23 protein-coding genes and 1 tRNA gene are annotated in these 22,894 nt (G+C 57.2%); 4 read left to right on the forward strand and 20 right to left on the reverse strand.

The annotated features are described in order from the left end of the window. The first annotated feature begins 274 nt into the window (after window positions 1–274). On the forward strand, window positions 275–1,474 hold the full coding sequence (locus ACR2R1_RS13210; RefSeq protein WP_434110428.1) for a hypothetical protein: 1,200 nt from the start codon (window positions 275–277) through the stop codon (window positions 1,472–1,474). Window positions 1,475–1,632: 158 nt separating this feature from the next. On the opposite strand, the gene ACR2R1_RS13215 is transcribed toward ACR2R1_RS13210, so the two are convergent. Further along, the gene (locus ACR2R1_RS13215) at window positions 1,633–3,384 is read right to left on the reverse strand and encodes an alkaline phosphatase D family protein (protein ID WP_434110430.1); all 1,752 of its coding nucleotides are present in this window, start codon (window positions 3,382–3,384) and stop codon (window positions 1,633–1,635) included. A 216-nt stretch (window positions 3,385–3,600) separates the two neighbouring features. On the opposite strand from ACR2R1_RS13215, the gene ACR2R1_RS13220 reads away from it, so the two are divergent. Next, window positions 3,601–5,817, forward strand: coding sequence for a DNRLRE domain-containing protein (locus ACR2R1_RS13220; RefSeq protein ID WP_434110432.1), 2,217 nt, complete (start codon window positions 3,601–3,603; stop codon window positions 5,815–5,817). Window positions 5,818–5,885: 68 nt separating this feature from the next. After that, complete coding sequence (locus ACR2R1_RS13225) at window positions 5,886–6,701, forward strand: tetratricopeptide repeat protein (protein ID WP_086134717.1); 816 nt, start codon at window positions 5,886–5,888, stop codon at window positions 6,699–6,701. Between the two features lie 435 nt (window positions 6,702–7,136). On the opposite strand, the gene ACR2R1_RS13230 is transcribed toward ACR2R1_RS13225, so the two are convergent. From ACR2R1_RS13230 to ACR2R1_RS13240, 3 genes are all read right to left on the reverse strand, one after another. Then, a complete protein-coding gene (locus tag ACR2R1_RS13230) occupies window positions 7,137–7,511 on the reverse strand; it encodes a hypothetical protein (RefSeq protein WP_156880126.1) in 375 nt (124 codons plus the stop codon). Between the two features lie 215 nt (window positions 7,512–7,726). After that, window positions 7,727–8,455, reverse strand: a complete 729-nt coding sequence (locus tag ACR2R1_RS13235) for an esterase family protein (protein ID WP_086134716.1) — start codon at window positions 8,453–8,455, stop codon at window positions 7,727–7,729. Window positions 8,456–8,508: 53 nt separating this feature from the next. Then, a complete protein-coding gene (locus ACR2R1_RS13240) occupies window positions 8,509–9,465 on the reverse strand; it encodes an acetylxylan esterase (protein WP_210024023.1) in 957 nt (318 codons plus the stop codon). 538 nt (window positions 9,466–10,003) lie between these two features. On the opposite strand from ACR2R1_RS13240, the gene ACR2R1_RS13245 reads away from it, so the two are divergent. Next, window positions 10,004–10,849: an aldo/keto reductase family protein gene (locus ACR2R1_RS13245; RefSeq protein ID WP_434110436.1), complete on the forward strand. Its 846-nt coding sequence runs from the start codon at window positions 10,004–10,006 to the stop codon at window positions 10,847–10,849. A 256-nt stretch (window positions 10,850–11,105) separates the two neighbouring features. Here the strand turns inward: ACR2R1_RS13245 and ACR2R1_RS13250 are convergent, their stop codons facing one another. The 16 genes from ACR2R1_RS13250 to yjgA form a co-directional block, all read right to left on the reverse strand. Beyond that, window positions 11,106–11,270: a hypothetical protein gene (locus ACR2R1_RS13250; protein ID WP_347259182.1), complete on the reverse strand. Its 165-nt coding sequence runs from the start codon at window positions 11,268–11,270 to the stop codon at window positions 11,106–11,108. Between the two features lie 297 nt (window positions 11,271–11,567). Then, window positions 11,568–11,762: a hypothetical protein gene (locus tag ACR2R1_RS13255; protein WP_139841110.1), complete on the reverse strand. Its 195-nt coding sequence runs from the start codon at window positions 11,760–11,762 to the stop codon at window positions 11,568–11,570. Between the two features lie 231 nt (window positions 11,763–11,993). Further along, window positions 11,994–12,227: a type II toxin-antitoxin system RelB family antitoxin gene (gene relB, locus ACR2R1_RS13260; protein WP_434110439.1), complete on the reverse strand. Its 234-nt coding sequence runs from the start codon at window positions 12,225–12,227 to the stop codon at window positions 11,994–11,996. Window positions 12,228–12,473: 246 nt separating this feature from the next. Beyond that, window positions 12,474–12,722: a BrnA antitoxin family protein gene (locus tag ACR2R1_RS13265; protein WP_434110441.1), complete on the reverse strand. Its 249-nt coding sequence runs from the start codon at window positions 12,720–12,722 to the stop codon at window positions 12,474–12,476. After that, window positions 12,715–12,993 (reverse strand): BrnT family toxin, encoded by a 279-nt coding sequence (locus ACR2R1_RS13270; protein WP_434110443.1) that lies wholly within the window; start codon window positions 12,991–12,993, stop codon window positions 12,715–12,717. The genes ACR2R1_RS13265 and ACR2R1_RS13270 overlap by 8 nt, the downstream gene beginning before the upstream one ends. A gap of 76 nt (window positions 12,994–13,069) precedes the next feature. Beyond that, window positions 13,070–13,606 carry a hypothetical protein gene (locus ACR2R1_RS13275; protein WP_434110445.1) on the reverse strand — a complete coding sequence of 179 codons (537 nt, stop codon included), beginning with the start codon at window positions 13,604–13,606 and terminating at the stop codon, window positions 13,070–13,072. A gap of 99 nt (window positions 13,607–13,705) precedes the next feature. After that, on the reverse strand, window positions 13,706–14,350 hold the full coding sequence (locus tag ACR2R1_RS13280; RefSeq protein ID WP_434110447.1) for an Eco29kI family restriction endonuclease: 645 nt from the start codon (window positions 14,348–14,350) through the stop codon (window positions 13,706–13,708). Continuing rightward, window positions 14,347–15,561, reverse strand: a complete 1,215-nt coding sequence (locus tag ACR2R1_RS13285; protein WP_347258631.1) for a DNA cytosine methyltransferase — start codon at window positions 15,559–15,561, stop codon at window positions 14,347–14,349. Before ACR2R1_RS13285 ends, ACR2R1_RS13280 begins: the two co-directional genes overlap by 4 nt. Then, the gene (locus ACR2R1_RS13290) at window positions 15,558–15,980 is read right to left on the reverse strand and encodes a very short patch repair endonuclease (protein ID WP_347258632.1); all 423 of its coding nucleotides are present in this window, start codon (window positions 15,978–15,980) and stop codon (window positions 15,558–15,560) included. The genes ACR2R1_RS13285 and ACR2R1_RS13290 overlap by 4 nt, the downstream gene beginning before the upstream one ends. A gap of 1,078 nt (window positions 15,981–17,058) precedes the next feature. Then, window positions 17,059–17,132 (reverse strand) — tRNA-Gln (locus tag ACR2R1_RS13295). A gap of 37 nt (window positions 17,133–17,169) precedes the next feature. Next, window positions 17,170–17,562, reverse strand: coding sequence for a 30S ribosomal protein S9 (rpsI, locus tag ACR2R1_RS13300; protein ID WP_077730789.1), 393 nt, complete (start codon window positions 17,560–17,562; stop codon window positions 17,170–17,172). 20 nt (window positions 17,563–17,582) lie between these two features. After that, complete coding sequence (rplM, locus tag ACR2R1_RS13305) at window positions 17,583–18,011, reverse strand: 50S ribosomal protein L13 (RefSeq protein WP_077730788.1); 429 nt, start codon at window positions 18,009–18,011, stop codon at window positions 17,583–17,585. Between the two features lie 60 nt (window positions 18,012–18,071). After that, window positions 18,072–19,961, reverse strand: a complete 1,890-nt coding sequence (locus tag ACR2R1_RS13310; RefSeq protein WP_240502542.1) for a polysaccharide biosynthesis protein — start codon at window positions 19,959–19,961, stop codon at window positions 18,072–18,074. Between the two features lie 3 nt (window positions 19,962–19,964). Continuing rightward, the gene (locus tag ACR2R1_RS13315; protein WP_434110451.1) at window positions 19,965–20,990 is read right to left on the reverse strand and encodes an MraY family glycosyltransferase; all 1,026 of its coding nucleotides are present in this window, start codon (window positions 20,988–20,990) and stop codon (window positions 19,965–19,967) included. 58 nt (window positions 20,991–21,048) lie between these two features. Next, window positions 21,049–22,317, reverse strand: coding sequence for a TIGR03790 family protein (locus ACR2R1_RS13320; RefSeq protein WP_434110453.1), 1,269 nt, complete (start codon window positions 22,315–22,317; stop codon window positions 21,049–21,051). Window positions 22,318–22,326: 9 nt separating this feature from the next. Beyond that, on the reverse strand, window positions 22,327–22,845 hold the full coding sequence (gene yjgA / locus ACR2R1_RS13325) for a ribosome biogenesis factor YjgA (RefSeq protein WP_077730786.1): 519 nt from the start codon (window positions 22,843–22,845) through the stop codon (window positions 22,327–22,329). Window positions 22,846–22,894 lie beyond the last annotated feature (49 nt).

Raw genomic sequence — 22,894 nt, forward strand, 5'->3', positions numbered from 1 at the left:
GCATCACAAAAAGCCGTAAAACGTTATAACTGCGTTGACACTCGGTTGACACATAGCCAGTTAAGGCAACACTTGATCATAAAGAAAGCTTGGGATATCCGCCCCTTTTTCGGATTCCCCTCAAAATCCCATCAAACAATGAAAAGCCGACACCTTCTCGCCCTGCCCTGTGCGCGGCTTTTTTGCGTCTAAACTAAATCGCATTGGCGTTGAAGCAAGCACCCAAGCGGGAGCTTTAGGCCACGAGTCTCGGTTGCCACTACATTGTTTCCGAATGATGCAAAAAGGAACCTATTTTTTAGCTTTTTTGCTAGTAATGATTTGCCCGTTAAGCTCACATGCCGGTGGAGCTTTTGGCAACTGGTCAGAGAGCTTTCAGGTCCACGGATTTCTCGAACAAGGTTTTGTAGCCACATCCGGAAATCAGTTTTACGGCAACAGTAGGCACGGAAGCTTCGACTTGACGCAGGTCGGATTAAATGCGGCGGCGCGTCCCTTCAATAATGTCCGCTTCGCGGTCCAAGGCCTATATCGCCGAGCTGGCGAGCAAATTCCCGAAGAGCTACGGCTCGATTACGGTCTTATGGACGTCACGGCGCTCGATCATCCCGGCTTTCGATCCGGAGTTCGCCTGGGGCGAGTCAAATTACCGCTGGGTTTGTATAACGAATCACGGGATGCTCCTTTTACTCGACCTTCCATATTTCTGCCCCAAAGTCTTTACTTCGACCGTACTCGAAATGTCGGCATGGCGACCGATGGCGCCCAGTTTTACACGGACTTCAGTTCCCCTTTCGGCAATTTTTCATTCAAGGCAAATCTTGGAGCATCCATACCGGATAATAGCCTTGAATTTAATGTATTCGGGGGCAGCAACCGTCCAGGAAAGTTTATCGGAGATTTTTCGGCGGCAACTCAGCTGGCGTATGACTATTCGGGTGGGCTAATCCGGGTCGTATTTAGCGCTGCGTGGTTAATCAGCGATTATGATAAGCAATCGGATCCGATAATCGATTCGGGTGAATTTGAATATCAACCCTACGGTTTAGGCATCCAGTACAACGGCGAGTCGCTATCGCTTGCTTCTGAATATTCAATTCGCAACATACGCTTTGAGAACTTCGGGCGATTTCTCCCAGATAATGAATACAACGGTGAAGGGTATTACTTTCAGGCGGGTTATAAGATCAACCACTATATCGAATTGATCGGGCGTTACGATGTATTTTATACAGACGTCAGTGATCGCTATGGGAAAAAGTACGAAGTGCGTACCGGCATTCCTGGCTCCTTTTTCTTTGCCAAAGATTGGATGGCGGCACTTCGATTCAACATAATCGATAACTTTATGATTCGTGCCGAATATCATCGGGTCCATGGTGCGGGCTGGGTATCTCTTGCCGAGAACCGGAACGTCAGAGAACTCGAACGTGATTGGGATTTGTTTGCAATCGAGGCTGCTTATCAGTTTTAAGCCGTATGGCCCCCAATTTGCCCGAGTCGGTGGGTTACGCTGCGCTAACCCACCCTTACGATTAATGTTCGCTTGAATGTCGAACGAAGGAACGCTTCCATGGGCCGATGGCGTCGACATGCGTTTTCACCAATTCGGGGCCTGGCTCGGTTGTCTGCTCAGTCGGGATCTCGTCCGTGTTCAGCCTTGAGTGTCTTGCTGAATACCGACGCGCCGTAAAGATCCTTTAGATCCACCGTCAACTCGTGGGTCTTGCGGTTGATGTTGACCTCGCCGAAGAACTGCAAGCCCGCGTAGGGCGAGAGGTTGGCCTGACCCGCCGGCGGCGCCTTGGCGAACACGACCTGCGGCCCGAAGGTGCCGTCGGTGGTATTGGGACCGAAGGAACCGGCGTTGAGCGGGCCGGCGACGAATTCCCAGAACGGCGAGAAGTCCTTGAATTGCGCCTCCGAGGGATCGTAGAAATGCGCGGCGGCATAATGGACGTCGGCGGTCAGCCACACGATGTTCTTGATTCGCTCGTGCTTGATGAAGCGTAAGAGGCGGGCGATTTCCAGCTCGCGGCCGACGGCGGGGCCGTTGTCGCCGTTGGCGATGGCTTCCCAGCGGGGCTGGCCGTTCGCATCGACGCCGTCGCCGATGTTGAGGCCGATGGGCATGTCGGCGGAAATGACTTTCCAGGTGGCCCGCGATTTCTTCAGTTCCTTTTTCAGCCACTTCAACTGCGCTTCGCCCAGAAACGCCGTTTCCGGTCCCTCCTGCGTCTGCAAGTTGGCCGTGTTCGGGCCCCGGTAGCTGCGCATATCGATGACGAACACGTCCAGCAGCGGGCCGTAGGAAATCTTGCGGTAGAGACGCTCGGACTCTTCCGCCGTATGCGGGCGCAGGGGCGCATATTCGTGGAAAGCGCGCGTGGCGTGAGCGATCAGCACCGGAATCTCCTTGAGCGTGTAGCGGGGATCGTTGGCCAGGTCCTTGGCATCGGACCAGTTGTTGACCACTTCATGGTCGTCCCATTGCCAGATCTGCGGCACTTCGGCGTTGAAGCGGCGGAGGTTGGCGTCCAGCAGGTTGTACTTGTAGCGGCCCCGGAACTCGTCCAGGGTTTCGGCGACCTTGGAGACTTCGGGCGTTACGAGGTTAGTCCAGATCTGGCCGTTTTCGGCCGGTTTGCTCGCTTCGATGGGACCGTCGGAGTAGACGCTGTCGCCGCTCTGAATGAAGAACTGCGGCTTCACTTGACGCATGGCTTCATAGATCCTCATGCCGCCGAACGCCTCGTTGATGCCCCAGCCCTGTCCCGCGGTATCGCCGCCCCACACGAAGCGTATGTCCTCGTGCTTGCCCACGGTGTGGAAACGACCGATGACCGGCTCGCTCTTGTTGCGGGCGTTGGTCAGATCCTCGAACCAGACCTTCACGTAGACGTCCTTTCCGGACGGCAGCCCGACCAGGTCCTGACGCGCGGTGAAGTCGGAGACTTCGAGCGCATGAGGACCGCGGATGACCTTGGAATCCGTGAATTGTTCGTTGAACGCGTATTCCACCCACATACGGGCCGGGCGGTCGCAGCGGCTCCACACGATGGCGCGTCCCTCGCCGACATCGCCGAACTGGATGCCCTGTTCCATTTGCGGCAGATCGTGAAGAAGCCGGAGCGGGTCACTCGGGCGAAATAGGGGAAGACGGCCTCCGTCCGCTGTGATTTGACCGACGGGGATTCGAATGCGGTCAGGCGCTCCTGGGACTTGAATGGTAGCGCCTGCGATTTCACCGCCGGCGGAAAGCTGAATGTCGCCGCCCTCCGCCAAGACTTGAGCGGACATGCTCAAGGCCAACAGGAGCGCGGACGCGGCAGCTTTGCCGATGGGAGACAGAATATTGCGTGTTTGTCGATCGAAGGCCTGCATGGAACACCTCATGGAGTTTCTGGAGGCCCGGATTCTATAAATCGCTTCGGGTCAGCCTGATGACGGTTCGATGACCGATTCATGACCTTTACAGGTTCGGCTCACCTGGAAGTCTTCGATGCGCTGAGCTTCGTTTTCGTCGTATCCCTGTCACTAGTTCGTCACTTGTGCTGCGTAGTATTCCGGCGGCTCCACAACCAACACCAGGGAGTTTCTATGAAGCCGTCGAACTTTTTCCGCGTTTTTTCATTGACTCTTGCCGCCTTGATGGCGACGACGCTGGCCCGCGATGCCGCCGCGCTTTCGGTCACCCGCGGCCCTTATTTGCAGATGGGCACATCTAGCGGGCTCATCGTGCGCTGGCGCTCGGACGTGGCCTCGAACAGCCGGGTGCGCGTCGGCACCAGCCCTACGAACTTGACGCTCACCTTCGATGATGCCGCGTCGACCACCGAGCACAGCGTGCAGGTGAGTGGACTCAATCCGCAGACCAAGTACTATTACTCGATCGGCTCCACCACGCAGACACTCTCGGGCGGCGACAGCAATACCTATTTCCACACCGCGCCGACCACGGGCACACAGCAGCCGACGCGCATCTGGGTGATCGGCGATGCCGGCACCGGCACTTCCGGCCAGGCCGCCGTGTACAACGCCTATCGCAACTTCACCGGCACCAATCCCACCCATTTGTGGCTGCAACTCGGCGACAATGCCTACAGCAGCGGTACCGATGCCGAATATCAATCGAAGATGTTCAACATGTATCCGGACATGCTACGGCAGTCCGTGACCTGGTCGACGCTGGGCAACCACGACGGCGCCTCGGCCGATTCGGGCACCGAGACTGGCCCCTATTACGACATCTTCTCGCTGCCGCGCAATGGCGAAGCGGGCGGTGTGGCATCGGGTACGGAGGCGTATTACTCCTTCGACTACGGCAACATCCACTTCATCGTGCTCGATTCCCACGATTCGAGCCGCGCCGTGGGCAGCCCGATGTTGAACTGGCTGGAAGCCGATCTGCAGGCTTCCACCGCCGACTGGAATATCGCCTTCTGGCATCACCCGCCCTACTCCAAGGGTTCGCATAATTCCGACACCGAGACCCAGTTGGTCGAAATGCGCCAGAACGTATTGCCGATACTGGAGAGCTATGGCATCGACCTGGTACTGACCGGCCACAGCCATTCCTATGAACGCTCGAAGTTCATCGACGGCCATTACGGCTCGTCCTCGACCTTCAGCGACGCAAGCCACGTCGTGCAGTCCGGCAGCGGCCGCATCGACGGCACCGGGGCCTACACCAAATCGGGCGTCGGCGCATCGCACGCAGGCGCGGTCTACGCGGTGGCGGGCAGCTCGGGTAAAACAAGCGGCGGCACGCTCAATCATCCGGCCATGTACATCTCGCTGAACGAACTGGGCTCGATGGTGCTGGATGTGAACGGTTTGACGCTCGACGCCAAATTCCTCAACAACAACGGCACGGTGCGCGACTACTTCACCATGACCAAGGGCGGAACACCGCCGCCGCAGTTGGCCAACGTGAGCGGCGTGGTGTGGCAGGACGTGGACGCGGACGGCATTCGCGAAACGGGCGAGAGCTTCCTGCAAGGCATCGAGGTGCGGCTCTATACCGATACCAATACGCTGGTCGCCACCCAGTCCACCAACACGAGCGGAGCCTACCAGTTCGACAGTGTTGCGGCCGGCAGCTACTACGTGCGGTTCATTCCAGGGACGCGCACCCTCTCGCCGCAGGATCAGGGCGGGAACGACAGCATCGACAGCGATGCGAGTCCGCTCGATGGCAAGACCGCCGTGTTCAGCGCGGTTGCGGGCAGCAGCGTCGCCAACGTGGACGCCGGCATGTACACGGCCGGCGGCGCGCCGCAAACGGTACAGTTGCAGGACGGCCTAAACGCTTACGCCGGCACGCAAGACACCTATGTCGCAAGCGGCAAGGCCACCACCAACTACGGCAATGCCACGACCGTACTCGCCGATGGCGCCGACGGCACCAACGGCCGCCTCATCGGTTTGATGAAGTGGAATGTTTCATCAATCCCGGCAATGGCCACCGTGACCAATGCCACCGTCACGCTGCGGGTTTCCAACCTCAGCAACGGCACCTACAACCTGTATGCGGTGAACACGGCGTGGACCGAAGGCGGCGCCACCTGGAACAGCGTCGATCCGCTGAACAATCAGGGCGTACTGATCGGCTCCTTCCAGCCCTCGGCGACCGGCACCCACACCATCCAGCTCAACGGCGCCGGCATCTCGCTGGTACAGGGCTGGGTCAACGGAGCGGCCGCGAACAACGGCCTCATGATCGTGGACGGCGGCACCAGCGACGGCGTCGATCTGCGTTCGTCCGAGTACGGTACGCAGTCGCAACGACCGAAACTCACTGTCACCTATCAATAAACTTCCGACGCCGGGCACCCGTGCTCAATGCTCGGGTCCCGGCACGTTCTTGCACCTAGGAAAAGTTCATGTCTAGACGAACACTGCTTATTGCCGCACTGCTGGGATATTCTGGCTTCACGCTGGCTCACGGCGACGTGCACGAACGCATCCACGATCTCAACCGCGAAATCGCTCATCACCCCAAGAACGCCGATCTGCTCATAAAACGCGGCCAATTGTTTCTCGACGAGGGTCACGCCGACCATGCGCACGACGACCTCGCCAAAGCGATCAAACTCGCTCCTGGACGGATCGACGCACTCTTCCATCTGGCCCGGGCGCAACTCGTGCTGAAACAGCCGGATGCCGCGTTGGAATCCGCGCGGCAATTTCTCCGGCAGGCAACGAACGATGCCGCCAAGGCGCGCGGCCACGTGCTCACCGGCGATATCTTGTCGGTATCGGGCAAACCGCTAGCCGCGGCCGAGGCGTACCTGACAGCCGTCAGACTCTCCAAGGACATAAAACCCGATCACGTGCTCTACGCCGCCGACGCCTTTCACTCGGCGGGCAAAACGGACAAGGCCATAGAAGTGCTGAACGACGGAATCGCGCGGCTCGGCCCTCTGCACGTGCTGAGCGAGCGGGCGCTGACGCTGGAGATGGAGCAACAACGCTACGAGTCGGCGTTGCGGCGGGTCGATCAAATGCTCGCAACCCACCAGCGTATGCCTTTCTTGCTCTACAAAAAGGGAATGATTCTCAAGGCGCTGGCGCGCATGGACGAATCCAAACGGACTTTCGCCGCCGCGCTCGAGGAAATCGACGGACTACCCGAGGCGCGCAAACAAACTCCGGCTCTCGAAAGTCTCCGGACTTCGCTGTTGGCGGAGATGAACTAGGCGCGTTCACATTGATCTCTCACCCGCTGTCGATGATGGACGACATTCGATCCCCCCGCCGGCGCATGCAAGTTCGCCAGGTGCCAAGGGAGAACATCCGGTTGCCGGAGTGTTATCGTCCGATCGATTAACGAAAAGACAAACAAAAACCCCGCGAAACGAGGCGGGGTTTTTTCGAAGTAGGCGGATAATCCTAGAAACGGCAGTTGGACGTGCTCGAGTGTGCGGCGGGCGGGTCGGCTGGCAAGGCGCGACGCCGCCGCGGGGTAGTCTCCCGCAAGAAGGAGCAACGCCGCCAGGTGGCCCGCCCGCCGTGCAATCGGGCACGTAGCGGCTTCACCCAAACGGTGAAATCGGCAGAAGGGACGACGGTCGGAATCCTCGCGGCGTTTCTACCGCATCTAAGCGGTCAACTGCCGTTTCTAGGATAATGGCTCAGGAAGTGGCTAAGCCCGCGTCCGCGGGAGCTTCAACGGTAGCGGCCGAATCCCGATGAGCCGCCCGCTCCTTCTGGTACTCGTCAAAGGATTTCTTGGCAGCGTCCGCGCCGGCCTGGATTCCTTCGCCCATGGCATTATCGGTGGGTATCAGGCTCGCGACGACCAGAGCGCTGTAAACGACCCCGTACGATAGATAATAAAAGCCTTTATAAACAACCTCGGACAAGGTCTGACTTACGGCCGACACGCCTCCGGAAACGGCTTCGCGCGCATCGCCCGCACCTTCCCTTAAACCTTGAACGGCTGCTTGTGCCGGCGTTTCCAGGGCGGTTGCTTCCATCACGGTTTCTTGGTGCGTTTCGGAAGTCATCTGTACGATGGTTTCCCGAAGGATTTTTTCTCCAGTGTCATTTGAATCGGAGGATGTTTTCTTGGCCATAGTGATACCTGTATGGGTTGCTGCGACGAAAGCGATGGCTTATGGAACAAGGCGATTTCGACGATAGCAAAAACTTTTCGGCCTGTCGTACATGCCTCATGCGACATTTCCGCACAGGTACTTTAGTCTGAAAACGGACATCCAAATCACACGTATAGCGGCGCCATCTTGCGCCAGTAGTGGGCTTGATGGGCGCGGCCGTCCCACTCGCTGAGGTGGTTCCACACGCCTTTTTCCCAGAGCATGCGGCTCAGATAACGGTTGTTTTCGAGAAAGGGATCCTCCCGACCGACGACGAGGATGATGTCCATGGCGCGCAAGGCGTTCAGTTGGTCGCATTGCCCGAGATTGGGCAGGAAATGGCAGGGGGTATTGTAATAGATGTTGTCGTCGTAATAGCCGTCGTACAGATTGCCGAAATGCTCGACACTCAGGGTCAGATCGTAGCGCCCGGAAAATGCGCTGAGCTTCCGAAACAGGTGCGGGTGACGAAACGCGATGTTGGCGGCATAGAAGGCGCCCAGGCTACAGCCATGAGCAATGACACAAGGATGCGGGTTTTTCGCGGCCATGAACGGCAAGACTTCATTGAGGATATAGTCCTCAAACTCGATATAGTGTCGGATTCGATCCGCCGGGTGCCGCCAGCCACAATAAAACGTCTCGTGCGCCAAGCCGTCGACGCAATAGAGTTGCAATTGTCCCGCCTCGATCTTGTGGGCCAGTGCTTGCACGATACGCAAGTCCTCGTATTCGTAAAATCGCCCGTCGCGCGTCGGAAACACCAACACTTTCGCTCCGGCATGGCCGAACACCAGCAGTTCCATGTCGCGATTCAGCCGCGGGCTATACCAACGATGATATTCACGGTTCATGCTGAATTACCAAGTGTCGTAAGCAGCGATCGAAGGATTCGGGCTTCATGCAACTACAGCGCTTCGAAAAAATCCGCGAGGATGTCCCGCAGTTCCGCGTCCTGCCGCGCCCTGGCCGGATAATCGACATGCCCCGCTTCCAGGACATAAAGGCTCTTCGGCCCTGCTAGGGCGTTATGGACCGCGAACTGTCCGGGCGGTGCCACCACCGGATCGAACAGGGCGGCCGCCACCTGAACGGGGATCCCGGTATACGCCGCCGCACTCGCGGCATCGTAATAACGCAATGTGTCCAGAACGTTACCGTGCTTCTGCTGGTAATCCCTGATCGCGCGCCCGCTGCCTACGGTCGGGAGTTCGAGACGCAGCGGATGATGGCCGAAGGTGGGCATGTTCAGGTGCGCCCTCCGGATGCGGGCGTCCCAGGGCAACGCCAAGGCGCCGATGCCGCCGCCGAAGCTGATGCCCATGTAGCCGATATGACCGACCGTCTCGGGGTACAGCTCGAGCAGAGCCGACACCGCGAGCCACAAGTCCTCCACGCAACCGCCGAGAATGTAACGGTCGCGCTTGTCGATGTCGTGCAGGACGTGCCAGTACGGCTCCTCGGAAATCGGCGGCCGGCGGCTTCGGGAAAGGCCACGAAAACAGGGAAACAGATAGGCGGTATCCGCGACGGGAAGGTCAAAATCCGGCGCATCCCGGCCGCCATAGCCGTGCCCCACCACCATGCCGCGCCGCACCGACCGGTCTTGCGGCAGAAGCAACCAGCCGCCGATGATGAAATCGTCCGTGGAACGGTATTCGAGGTCGTACACGGAGAAGCCCTCCCGACCTTCGGGCCATCGGCTCAGACGCGGTTGGGGGGATACCGTCAAGGTTCGCCGGTAGCGGGCCTCCCAAAAAGCCGCGAAATCATCCGGTATGACCGGAGCTCCGACTTGCAGGAGCCTATCCAGGGTGTAGCCGTAAGTTGGATCGAAGGTATACGCGTGGCAAAAATGAGACATCGTAAGGCTTATCCTGAGGTGTCCTCGACGGCCGAAATCGTACTTAGAGCCTATCCCAGTAGGCCGTTCGCCCTGAGCTTGTCGAAGGGTTTCTTGAGCCTACTGGGATAGGCTCTTATGACCTGGTGCGAACAGGGACGCCGCCCCGAATCGATGCTTGCCGATATGCTGCACACTTCGCCCCGTTCGCCATATTTTACCTTTCGGCTTCAACATTGCCCGAGAGCAGTAGCTCACGCCACTGGGGTGACTACATTTCGGTTTGTTCCGAGATTTCAAAGGGGCGTCAACTTCAATGCCGGATAGCGTACTTTCGAGTGTGGCGAAGCCGAAAACATGCAGTTTGCATTCCCCCTGGATCCACTGCCGGTTTACCCGCATAGCGGCCGATCTGTCCGTCGCCGGATGCGTCTCCGTAATTAGTCCTATAGAGTTCGGTTCTTGTACGATTGTCGCCGACGCTCTGAAACAAATGCATTAGTCATGCGGCATTAGTCAAACAGTTTAAAGTTAACGTCCTCTCGCTCGGAGACCATCGATGAAAGACACCGACTTCGTGAGATCCGCCTACGGGGTGCGGATACCCAAGATTCTGTACGGGACGGCATGGAAGAAGGACCGCACGGCGGCTCTGGTGCAGCAGGCCATCACCTTGGGATTTCGCGGCATCGATACCGCCGCCCAGCCGAAGCATTACGACGAGCCGGGCGTCGGTGCCGGCGTCGCGGCGTGTTTGAAGGCGGGGCTGACCCGTGCCGAACTCTATCTCCAGACCAAATTCACGCCCGTGAATGGGCAGGATCCCACCCGAATACCGTACGATCCGAAGGCGAGCTTGGCCGAGCAAGTCGCCCAATCGTGCAAGAGCTCACTGAGAAATCTTCAGAGCCCGTATCTCGATGGGCTGGTACTGCATTCCCCTCTAGCGAACGAGCGAGACACGATGGAAGTATGGCGGGCGATGGAAGCGATCTTCGAGGCTGGCGCCGTGAAGCAATTGGGAATCAGCAACTGCTATGCGCTCGAACAGCTCGAGCGGTTGTATCGGCAGGCGGCCATCAAGCCGGCGCTGATCCAGAACCGCTTCTATGCCGAGACCCGTTACGACCGCGAGATTCGCGCCTTCTGCCGGCAACACCAAATCGTCTATCAGAGCTTCTGGACGCTCACCGCCAATCCCCAGGTCATCGCACACCCCGCCTTGCAGACCTTGGCCGCAAAGTACCAGCGTACGCCCTCGCAAATCTTCTTCCGCTATCTGACCCAGATCGACATCGTTCCCCTGACCGGCACCGCCTCGGAAGCCCACATGCGAGAGGATCTTGCGATCTTCGATTTCGAGCTGACGACCGGCGAGTGCGATGCGGTGACCACCTTGCTTTGATTTTAAAGACAGCTGATGGCCGAGGGGAGGAAACCAACATGCCAGCCATGGGACATCAGTCGAATCCCCAAAGCCTGACAGCTTTAGCGGCGATGGTTCACGCCCGCCCTACCGGGCTCGTTTTTACGTCGGAATGCGAGACCTGACCCCGTGATCAACCGCCAAGACACGTGCCTTGGCGGTCGGCGTATGCGTCGGCAGTGTGAAAAACCCATAGCATCCATAGATCACGTAGCCAGGGAATACGTAAAGCCCGTTAATCATGGTGGTGATGGCGGTGTCCGTGCCCGTGTTTGCCCTTGTGATACCCGCCATCGCCATGGTAGTGGTGTCTGTGGCCGTGGCCATACGCATGGCCGTGGTGATGGGGGTGTACCACTCTATAGCACCCGTCCAGTGCCATCATCAATGTTAGCAACATTGCTATCCGCCAAATTTTTTTTGCTGATGCGTTCATCTGTATCGAAACTCCCCTAACCCATTACAAAGACAAGCGGAGTTGCCTGATCCAGATACGCCGTGTTTCTCTACGGCCGATCATGCAATTCGTTCCGCGCCTCCTTTCTACTCCTCCCGACATTAACCAAGCCTTAACGCACTTGACCCCCGCCGAACGTAGGAAGTGGAGCTTGTCGTCGTCCGCCGGCCTGCGCGGTAGCAAGCATTGCACTCGCTCCAGCCGAGTCCGTAAGCCGAACGACGGAGTTTCACTAGTCAGTTAAAGCGTTCGGAATTGGAGTATCGAGGACGCGCAGGGCGTCATGAGTGCCCATTCGATGATGTGAAGCGTGGACAGAGCGGCTACGGCGGAATTAGGAAAGAAGCGGAACGAGCCGGCATCGAAATTCCGAACGGCCCGCCCGCGTTCGCCGTTCAGATCATGAACCGCGTAAGCTCGCTTCCGCGTGATCAAGACTGACTCCATGCTTGCAAAAAGGTTGGCGGCTGCTTTTCGGGGCGCCAGGGGGAGTGTTGGAATGTGAGAACTGACGCTATTTGTGTGCTCGGATCGCCTCCGGCTCCTCAAGCGATTCCGGAATCGTTTGATACTTCTCGATGTCGATGACCACAGCCTTACCCCTTCCATCGGCATCGGTAATGAAATATTCATGGATCTCCACCACGCCGGATTCCTCGCTATCATTTACGTTATCAAACAACGAAAGCCTGACACCTTTTTGACTTCTTCGAGGGATGTTGTTTTCTCCCGCCCTTCCTTGATGTCCTTCATGACTTGTTCGGCCTCCTTAAGATCGTGCAAGTCTTGCAGGTATTCGAGAATCACTTCTCGGGTCCATTCTTCCTTGCTTTTCCCGTGCTCTTTGGCAACGGTGTCGAGTTGGTTCTCGAGTTCGGGTGAAAGCTCGATGGTAATCATGGTGTTACTCATTCAATGGGTCGGAAGGTAGCTGGCCGTTACCGAACGGCTTCGTAAAGACCTTCGTAGCAGTTCATAACCTCTTGGTCAATGCGTGTTCCTGCTTTTTGCAATCCTTCAAAGGGCGGCCGGGAATTTTGAGTGTTCTGGTCGCGGATCGCGAAACCTTGTCGCCGGCGTTATTCGGTATGTCGAGCCAAGGTTTCGTCGCCATCAAAGCCTGACACCTTCTCAAACATCGGGTAATCAGGCCGTATGCAGTTCCTCTCGGATAATCCGCCGTAGGGTTTTTTGGGTGATCGGCGCATTCTCCGGCTGAATGGCTGCGCGTAGCGCTTCGTTAATCAGCGTTTGATAACCTTTCCCTTCCGCTTCTGCCTTCATGCGGAACGCTTCAATGATGTCGTCGTCCAGGAAAATGGTGATTCGGGTTTTCCCTGGCGAGGGAATTACCGGGCCTCGTCGGCCTTTGCTGAAATCGTATTCGTCACGCATAAGCTTCACACTCTTTTGGGCTGGCCTTTCGGGCCGAAATAAGGCGCGTCCGATCCCCACGCGGCGCATGTACAACGACCAGGATTCGTCCCAATGCATCCATGCCCAGCGTTACCAAGCGCTGTTCGCCTTCCGCGTCCGGATCTTCCATGGTTAAGGCGTTCGGATCGCGTAAAGCCGTTTCCGCGTGAGCGAAGCTGGCACCGTGCTTGCGAAGAATCGCGGCTACTTTTAGGGGATCGAACTCGATGTCCATTCCGTCAGCATACATATCATGTATGCATGTTCAACCTGAACACCGTGGGCGGCGGATGGCTCGCTGGGGAACTGAGGCAAAATATTCCGTCTTACCGACAAAATAATTCGATGTTCTGCCTTACGCTCTTGGAATCGAACGATGGATCGTTGATTCTGAGTCGCCAGATGGCGCACTTCTTCGCCGGCTGGTTTTGATCTGGGAGTCTTTTTATATCGTCCTCGGAATTGATCGAGGCCAGTGTTTTTCCGGGCGTTTGAATGGATGGGCTATAACCGGGTGGCTGTCTTTGAAACTCCGATCTGAGGCGGCTTTCGTCATTCTTACACTTCACCAACTGATCCCAGGTGATATCGTTACGCTCGCATTCCGGCCTTCGATGGGCCTTTAAGAACGCCCTGTATTGTTGTTCGACTTCCTGGACTCGTTTTTCCTCTGCTAAACGCGCTTGTTCCCGCTGAGTGGCGAGCTGTTGAGCATCCTTAAGGATGTTGGCTTTTTTTGTTTCTTCCTGAGCGATCTTAAATTGCTGGTATCGATCGGTTGCGTAAAGAATAAATAGAAAGCCTCCAGCGAGAATCGCGCAAGCTAGTAAAATTCCCATCGCGATGTTGAAGATTTCCCGCACAATAGCAGCTCCGCTCCAAAATCAAATAGTCATAAACCAAAGCCTGACACCTTCCCCACTGACACCTTCCCCATAACCAGAACCTGACGCCGTCTGGGTTCAGGTTGTTATCACGGTGCTGTCTTCAGGGGGCGGGTTGTTTCGGAGGTAGTCACGAGCCTCACGGATTATCTGTTCGGCTGTTTCATCACGCGGTTGGCACCGCCCGGCCCAGGGACGCCCCGGATGAAGAACATCCCACCGTGGACGTATGCCGGCATGGCGTCCCTTCCCTGGATCATGATTGCCAAACCCATCGATGAGTTTGTTCCACAACGGATCAAACTTCGCTATAAGCAAGGACTCGCCAAGCGGAATCCAAATATCGTCCACGATCAAATAGCGGCAGTGGAAATCGGTAATATTCAGGTTGGAGGCTTCTTCGATGCTCTTGGCGTGTTGCTTTAGCCTGTCGAAAAGAACCTTTCCGGGAGATGCTTCCAAATCACCGCCTTTTCTCGCGCCTTTCGGCACAGCTTTGCCAACATAAATAGGAGCGCTAAATTGCTCATTGCGATTGCGCTCGGAAATTGGCTCGTAGCACGCAAAGGTCCCGGTGTAATAAATGGCGTAGATTCCCGCGCCATTGAAGGTTTTCAAGTTTCCCAAGGGAATAACGGGTCGTCGCAGCATGGCTTGACCGACACTTTCCCCTAAATGCCGTTTATCGAGCGGATTGAAAGGAACGACATTGGTATCCGTCATGCGACGTTCCTTTCTCCAGTGCGACTCAATTTGCGTATTTCGGCTTCCGCTAGTCGTTCCGCCACCGACGCCGCGACTCGACGAGCCAAGGCGACGGGAACGGCATTACCAAGCTGTCTCATGGTCTCTGTCCATGAGCCGTGGAAAATATAACCATCGGGGAACGTCTGAAGGCGAGCGGATTCGCGCACGCTGAAGTAACGAACGCTTCCATCTTCCAGAACCATCATATTTTCGCCTCCAGGCACTCCATGATCCCCTGCCTTAAGGGTTTTTGCCGGAAGGTCGAGCGGGCTCCCGGTATGGCCTTTGTATGCTCGAGCCCCGTCCTGAAAGTTGTGGTTGTAGAACTCCTTTGCCGATTGCTTCCTAGGGTCTGGAATATCCATTAAAGCGTCCCGAACGGTGCGCCATGGGATTTCGTCCAGTGGCAGAAGCGACGAACTTAGATTCTTGATTTTACTTTCAAGTTTTTCCGGTACCTTTGGACGCTTTAACTTTGGTACGTTATGCCTGTCCCAATATTCTTCTGAAACCCATTGGGAATACAGGAGCGCATCGAATGAATGCGTTGGGCGTGGGAACGACCACTCTATGCCAAGATCGGAACGGAAGCCCACGATGAAGACTCGCTCACGCTTTTGTGGAACGCCATAGTCAGCGGCGTTCACACGGGTAGGAACAACATTATATGTAAGCCCCCTCCCATGAAGCGCGCCGGAGGTTTTCTCTTCTTGCAGCCTGCGCAAGTGATCCATCCATGTTTCACGGTGGCTTCTCGTGACTTCCGGAAATTCGAGTTGAAGCAGGATGTATTGGTAATAATTCGCGAAGCTTGAACGGGTAAGACCTTTTACATTTTCAATGATGAAGGACTTTGGCCTTAGCTTCCGGACGAGTTCCACCGTCGCTGGAAACATGTCGCGCTCATCGCCATACGCCTTGTGCTTGCCTCCCATTGAAAACGGTTGGCATGGCGGCCCTCCCGCAAGTAGGGCAATTCCCTCGGGGATTGAGGACCATTCAAAATGTCGGACATCTCCTTCCCAAAGCGGCCAATCGTGGACCAATGGATATCCGCGCTTTTGATTCTCCCTGATCGTGTCGCACGCCCATCTATCCCATTCCACAACGGCTAGCGAATCGAAGCCCGCGAGGGATACTCCCATGGCAAGCCCTCCCGCGCCCGCGAAAAGCTCAACGGATTTCATTTTTCACCTTTTTGTTCCCGCAGAAATTCCCGGATAATCAGTGACAAACGTTCGGTATTATCTATTTCACATTCCCAGACAACTAGTACCCGCCATCCTAAGGATCTCAACTCCTTCTGGTTGCGTAAGTCCCGTTCTTTGTTCGCTTCCAGCTTTGGCTTCCAAAAGTCCAGTTTCGATTTTGGTAGTCTTGCAAGCTTGCAATCGGGGTGGCGATGCCAAAAACAGCCGTGCATGAAAATTACCGCGCGTTTCGAAGGAAAAACCAAGTCAGGCTTTCCTGGCAGTTCCTTGACGTGAAGTCGATAACGAAATCCCATTCCGTGGACAAGGCGACGAAGCTTGATCTCCGGGGCCGATCCTGTGCCTCGAATGAGCGACATCCGCTTGCTTCGTTCTTCCGGGGAAAGGGTATCCATCAGTTCGTTCCTCACTGACACTGAGTGTCATCGTGGTGTGGTAATTTTATCGCAACCCGTGCGCCAGTTTGAATTTAACGGTGTGTGAGGTCTTGGCACAGGTTTTTGTTCACTGACGGGATAATTGTTTTTAAGTGTAAGCTGACTTTTTTATCAGCCTAATGCATACAAGAAGTTGGAGAGAAAATTTGGCTTGGGCTGGCTAGCCCTTTTGTCTTGCAGCGATCTTCCGGCGATTATCCAGCCTCGTTTAGTTTTTTTCCTGGACTCCTCGATCTCGGGGCTAACCTGCCCGCGCTCCAGGCATGTCTCGCCGAATGCAATCCAACCTTATATTCCCGCCACACCTTTTCCATGGCCTCGAAGTGTTCTCCCGTCAGCTTTTGCCCTTCCTTGTTGATCAAATTCTGCCATCGATACCGATCAATTCCGGTTCGTAGCTCCAGGTCCCGATATGAGAAGTCGGAAAGGCGGAGCACTTCAATGAAGCGGTCTTTCGGTCTCATCTAGTCCATAGGATGTGCTGACCATTGGGAAGCGCCCTTCGACGGGGCTCAGGACAGGCATCGTTCGCGATCGATGGGGCTCATGCCGCGCCATCCCTGCGGGCGGCGCTGCCGTACAAATCGGCACCAATCCTCCGGGAGAGGATTGGGACGCGGAGCGCCCGCTAGAGCGTTTTTCATCCCGGTGTACGGATTCGTGTTCGGGCGGGAAGAACGTAGGTCGGCAAGGGATTGCCGACCTACCTATCGGGCTCCCTGATACCGGATCGGAAAATGCTCTAGGGTGAAAAACAAGGATGTTTTTCATCAATCCTGCCGATTTGTCGCTTCGCTCTACCTATCCGACTCAGTTCGCGATCGATGGGCTTCGCAGGCTCAGCCCATCCTATACCGACGACCGTTGGAAATCGGAAAACCGCGCAAGACAGGATTTCACTAAAATGCCTGAATACCCGGTAGGTTCCAAAACCCCTCGAACGGCCTACTGAGATAGGCTCTGAGCACGCGTTCAAAGCTCTATTTGCGTCAGGCAACAAAAAAGGGCCATACCGAAGTATGGCCCTTTGAATTGTTGGCTGGGGGACCTGGATTCGAACCAGGGTTGACGGAGTCAGAGTCCGTAGTCCTACCGCTAGACGATCCCCCAGTAGTAAAGCACGCCGGGGAAGCCGGCGCGCCTTGCATTAACGCTTAGAGTACTGCGGACGGCGTCTTGCTTTGTGCAGGCCGACTTTCTTACGTTCGACTTCGCGCGCGTCGCGGGTGACGTAGCCGGCTCTGCGCAGCGGCTGGCGCAGGGTTTCGTCGAAGCTCATGAGGGCGCGGGTCAATCCATGGCGGATGGCTCCGGCCTGGCCGGTGGGACCGCCGCCTGCGACCTTGACGAACACGTCCATCTTCTCTCCCAGAGCCACGAGTTCGAGCGGCTGGCGCACGACCATCTGGTCGGTCTTTCTGCCGAAGTACTCTTCCAGTTGTTTGTCGTTAACGACAATACGACCGGTTCCGGATTTTGCGTAGACGCGTGCGACCGCGCTTTTGCGGCGACCTGTTCCGTAATACTGCGCTTGTGCCATGGTTGATTCAGCTTCTTAAATTAGATTTCCAACAATTTGGGCTGTTGAGCCTGGTGATTGTGCGTGGGCCCTGCATAGACTTTCAGCTTGCTGAACATGGCGCGGCCCAAAGGATTGCGGGGCAACATGCCTTTTACGGCGGTCTGGATGATGCGCTCCGGATGAGTTCCGCGCAGCTTGCCCAGGGCCACGGACTTCATGTTGCCGATGTAACCGGTGTGCTTGTAATAGATCTTGTCTTGCTCTTTATTGCCGGTAACACGCACTTTTTCCGCGTTGACGACGATGATGTAGTCGCCGGTGTCGACATGAGGCGTGTATTCCGCTTTGTGTTTGCCGCGCAGACGACGCGCGATCTCCGTCGAAAGGCGCCCCAGCGTCTTTCCTTCCGCGTCGATGACGTACCAGTCGCGTTTTACTTCGGCCGGTTTTGCGCTAAAGGTCTTCATTACTGCACGCTCCAAACTCTGGCGTTGTTCGAAAAAGCGGGTATGGTACCCGACAACACATTATAAAACAAGCGATCGCTGAATGGCGGACCGATCGTCTTCTCCATACTCGGCGGCGGTACGCTGGACGTATTCCGGAACCAGCCACTTGAGCTTGTGCAGGATCGCGGCCTCGTCGAAAGACCGGCAAGCCTCGGCCAGCTCGATCACGGCTTTCTTGGCCATCCGATAGTCGACGGTCAGGGGATGGGCCAGCAAGAGCTTGCTGTGCTCGGTCGGCGTGGGCCCCTCATGATCGTTGAACAATTCCTCGCTGATTTTTTCGCCGGGCCGGAGTCCGACATATTCGATCCGGATATCCTGTCCGGGGCGTTTGCCGCTCAAGCGGATCATCTGTTCGGCCAGGTAGCTGATCTTGACCGGGTCGCCCATGTCCAGCACGAAGACTTCTCCGCCTTTTCCGATGGTCGCGGCCTGCATGATCAATTGGCAGGCCTCGGGTATCGTCATGAAATAGCGGGTGACATCGGGATGAGTCACGGTGACCGGCCCGCCGGCCCTGATTTGCTCGCGGAACAGAGGCACCACGCTGCCCGCGGAATCCAGCACGTTCCCGAAACGCACGTTGATGAAACGAGTCCCGGCGACGCCGTTCATGCTCTGCACCAAGACTTCCGCCGCCCGCTTGGTCGCTCCCATGACGTTTTCGGGGGCTACGGCCTTGTCGGTGGAGATCAGCACGAATTCGTCGACGCCGCCCGCGATTGCCGCTTCCGCCACCGTATAAGTACCCAGAACATTATTCTGAACTGCCTGGCGGACCTGATATTCCAGCAACGGGACGTGCTTGTACGCCGCCGCATGGAAGATGACTTCCGGCCGATATTGCGAAATCACCTGCTCGACGGCGAGCTTGTCGGTGACATCGCCGAGTATCGCGGACAGGCGCAATCCGGGGAAGCTGCGCCTCAACGCCCGTTCGATCTGGTAGAGATTGAATTCGGAGCGCTCGAAAACGATCAGCTCGGCAACGGAAAATTGTGCGATTTGCTTGCAGAGCTCCGAGCCGATCGAGCCGCCTCCGCCGGTAACCAGAACCCGCTTTCCGCCGAGATGGGCCTGAATGCCCTGCCGGTCGAGCTTGATCGGCGCGCGTCCGAGCAAATCCTCGATGGAGACTTCGCGCAGGTGCCCCGACATTTGGCCCGACAGCATTTCCTGCATCGACGGCAAGGTCAGAAATGGGACGCCGGTTCCTTCGCAAATTTCGACGAGACGCCGCATCTCCTTGTCCGTGGCGGATGGCACCGCGATCAGAATCGTCTCGATCTCCAATTTCTCGACGAGCCGCGGAATCTGTTCGCAACGTCCCCTCACTCTCACGCCGTGAATCTCGCTTCCTTTCTTCTTCGGATCGTCATCCACGAACGCGATCGGGGCGAACTCGGTCCCGGCGGCGCGAAGCAGGTCCCTCACCAGCATTTCGCCGGCCTTGCCCGCACCGACGATCAGCGCGCGCCGCCCGGCCGACATCGGCGCGCCGCGATCTTTCCAGATGCGGTAGATCAGCCGCGGCGTGGACAACAGAAATAGCAGCAGCACCGCATAGAGCGGAATGACGGAACGGGGCACGCCTTCCAGCCGATTGACGGAAAACAGGATGATGGCGATCGTGGCAATCCCGAGGCAAGACGCCTTGGCGATACGGACCAGATCGGGAATGGACGCGAACCGCCAGATGCCGCGATACAGTCCCAAGCGGCGGAAAAACACGGCTTGGACGACGAGGACCAGGGGCAGCCAGTGCAGCGAAGTCCGCGTTTCGAGTTCGGGCGGCAACGACAAATTGAACCGCAGCCAATAAGCGCCGAGCCAGGCGAGCGCCACCATGATCAAATCATGAATGAATATGATCGTTCCCGAGCGCATTTTCGAAAGCATGTCCTGCATCGCTTACCCCCCCTGTTTTCCTGCCTCCAGCCATAGCGCCAAGCCTATCAAAGGCGCATAGGCACACGCCAGAAAGACCGGCTCCAGCTGCGGCCAGCGCACCGCCGCGAAGGCCCAAGGCAATAACCAGCACAGATTGATGGCCAAGACCGACAGGCTGATCCGCTTGTGACTGGCCCAGCGCCGCGCCGCACGCTGGTACGCATGGCTGCGGTGCGCCTCGTACCAGCGCTGTCCGCTGAGCATACGCCTCACCAGCGTCACGCTCGCATCCACGAAAAACACGCCGAACAGAATCAGCCAGACCGCCAGGGACAGCGTACCTTCGACGGAGGTACGCAGCGCGAAAACGGCCAGAACGAACCCGACGAACGCGCTCCCAACATCCCCCATGAAGATTTTCGCGGGAGGCCAGTTCCAACATAAGAAGCCGCCCGCCGCTGCCGCCAAAGCTAACAATAAAACATTTGCATCCCCTGGGAACAGCGGCGACTGATAGGCCAGAAGCCCGTACGCGGATATCGCCACCGAAACAACCTCGATTCCCGCGATGCCGTCTATGCCGTCCATGAAGTTGAACAGGTTCAACAGCCAGACCGCCAGCAAACCGGCGAGAACGGGGCCGAGCCAGCCCAATTCGTAAATTTCGGCGGCGAACCGGATCGATTCGAAGCCGCCCAGCCAATAAAGCGCCCAGCCGGCGCAAGCGATCTGCACGATTAGACGCCATCTTGCAGGTACGTGTCCGTGATCGTCCCAGAAACCGATGGCAGCTATCGGCAGTGCCCCGAGCACGAGCATAAAAAGCTCGAATGAGATTTGTCCCAGCCAGTGGAGACCGGCCGCGACGAGCGTGAAAGACAGCACGACCGCCAAACCGCCGCCGCGGGGCGTCGGCACCTGGTGGGAACTGCGGGCATTGGGCAGATCCAGCAAGCGTTTGGTCGCGTAACCGCGCACCGCTCCCGTCAGGATGCCGGAAACCAGCAGCACGGAAATGACCAAAAACCCTAACGAAAAAAGACTCATCAGTTATTTTGCTGCGCCGCTCGGCAGCCGAAAGAAAACCGGCACGAATTCTTTTGAACTATTTCTTGGTTTGTTCGCCGCCCGGATAGGCCAATCGATAAAATGCGGCGGTATCCGGCAATTGGAAGGACAGTTCATTATAGCCGGGTATGAGGACATAGGTTTTGACCGCCGAACGGTAGGGTCCGATAGCGCTGGTCGCGGCCTGTAATGCCAGCATGTGCGACCTCGGGGAAAACAGCTTGACGGTGACTAGGCCTTTATGCTGGATCAATTGAGGCGCGAAGGGCGCCGCCAAAGGCTCGCCGATGAAAACGCCCTCCCCCGGCCGGGCGACGCTTTTCCAATAGGCTTCGAGTACCGTATCGCCTTCCAGATAGTGCCACATAGCCACGGCCGGATGAGGAAACTTGCTCAGGATATTGCAGGGTTCCGTCACCGTGCCGTAGCTCGCCGTGGCCCCCGCCTCCAGCCAGCGCACGCTGCTCATCTGGGCATTTTCGGTCAGCCTCCCGCCGAACGAGGTCAGGTGATCCGCCATCGCCCCGGGCACGAAACCCAAGGTGTCGAGATCCGGCACCTTCGCCAGTCCGGTAAAGTAGAACAGCACATCCTGCTTGCCGCTGATGAAGTCCGCTTCAACCCGATGCAGCCGAATCGCCGCGCCGAGCGTATCGACCGTCTTGTCGAACGTGACAGCCCGAACGCTTCGGTGCTTGTCGGAGGTGTTCAGCAAGTAACCGGTACCGGCCGGATAGGTCCGGTCGGAGGCGATGCCGCGATCGATCAGTTTGCGGACATCCTGGACCGTGCGCCCGGCCAGCATCATCGCGGGCCGAATGCCGTGATCGGTATAAGGCGCGCGGCTGGTGGAATGAAAGTATCCGCTGGGCTTGGTTTCGCCGCATTTGCTCGAACAATAGGCTTGGTCGAAACCTAGCGCGAAAGCGGAGGTGATCGACATGCAATCGACCCTGAACGGCGCCATCCATGCGAGCGCATAGGCTTGAACCCCCGGCGGCGTCCGACTGTCCACCGCCTGCTTGACGGATTCGAACTGCGCGCGCGGCAGGTTGTCGGTACCCGGCGGAAAACTCACCCGTATCATGTTCTCCTCGGGTATGCCTCGCCGTTTTTGGTAGTAATTGCCGATGGCGACGCTCGACGGGTCGGCCTCGTTCACGATGACCGCCAACTCCGCCGGCCCTAGCGACCTCCGCGAAAACAGCAGCCGATCGATACTCTCTTCGGCCTTTGCAACCTGAAATGCGGCGGCAAAGACTGCGAAAAGGATCGGCAGAAAAACCGACCTAATCCGATACTTCACGGGTCAACCTCACTCCAGAACTTCCCGCAAGTACCGAAACAGCAAGCGAGCAGACTTGGGGGCAGCCGCCGCATCGCGCTCCCGGCGCGCGTCTCGGGACAGCTGCCGCAACTTCTGCCGGTCGGCTCCCGGATGGGCTGCCAAGAATTCGTTAATCGCGGCATCGCCTTCGGCTATCATGCGATCGCGCCAACGCTCGATGACATGCTGCCGGTGCACCGCTTCAGCGCTCTCGTTCCTGAGGGCCGCGAGCCCTGCCCGAATGGGTTCAGCGTCGATATGGCGCAGCACTTTGCCGATATACTTGCGCTGCCGCTTAAGGGCGCCGCGCTCGGTGATGGACTGTCCGAGCCGCACCGCTTCCATCAGCTCTACAGGCAAGTCCAGCCGCTCGAGCTGTTCGCGGGATAAGCCGATCAACTCTTCTCCAAGATCCTGCAAGGCTGCGCTTTCGCGCTTCAACTGGGATTTACTGATTCGCTCCGGATACTCATCCGGCGAAATTTCGGGATCTTCCGTCCACGTCATGAGAAAGCGACTACAAAAAGGCCAGATAACGGCACTGAATTTTCGGCCT

This window comes from Methylocaldum sp. GT1TLB, assembly GCF_051027445.1.
In the GTDB taxonomy this organism is placed as follows: domain Bacteria; phylum Pseudomonadota; class Gammaproteobacteria; order Methylococcales; family Methylococcaceae; genus Methylocaldum.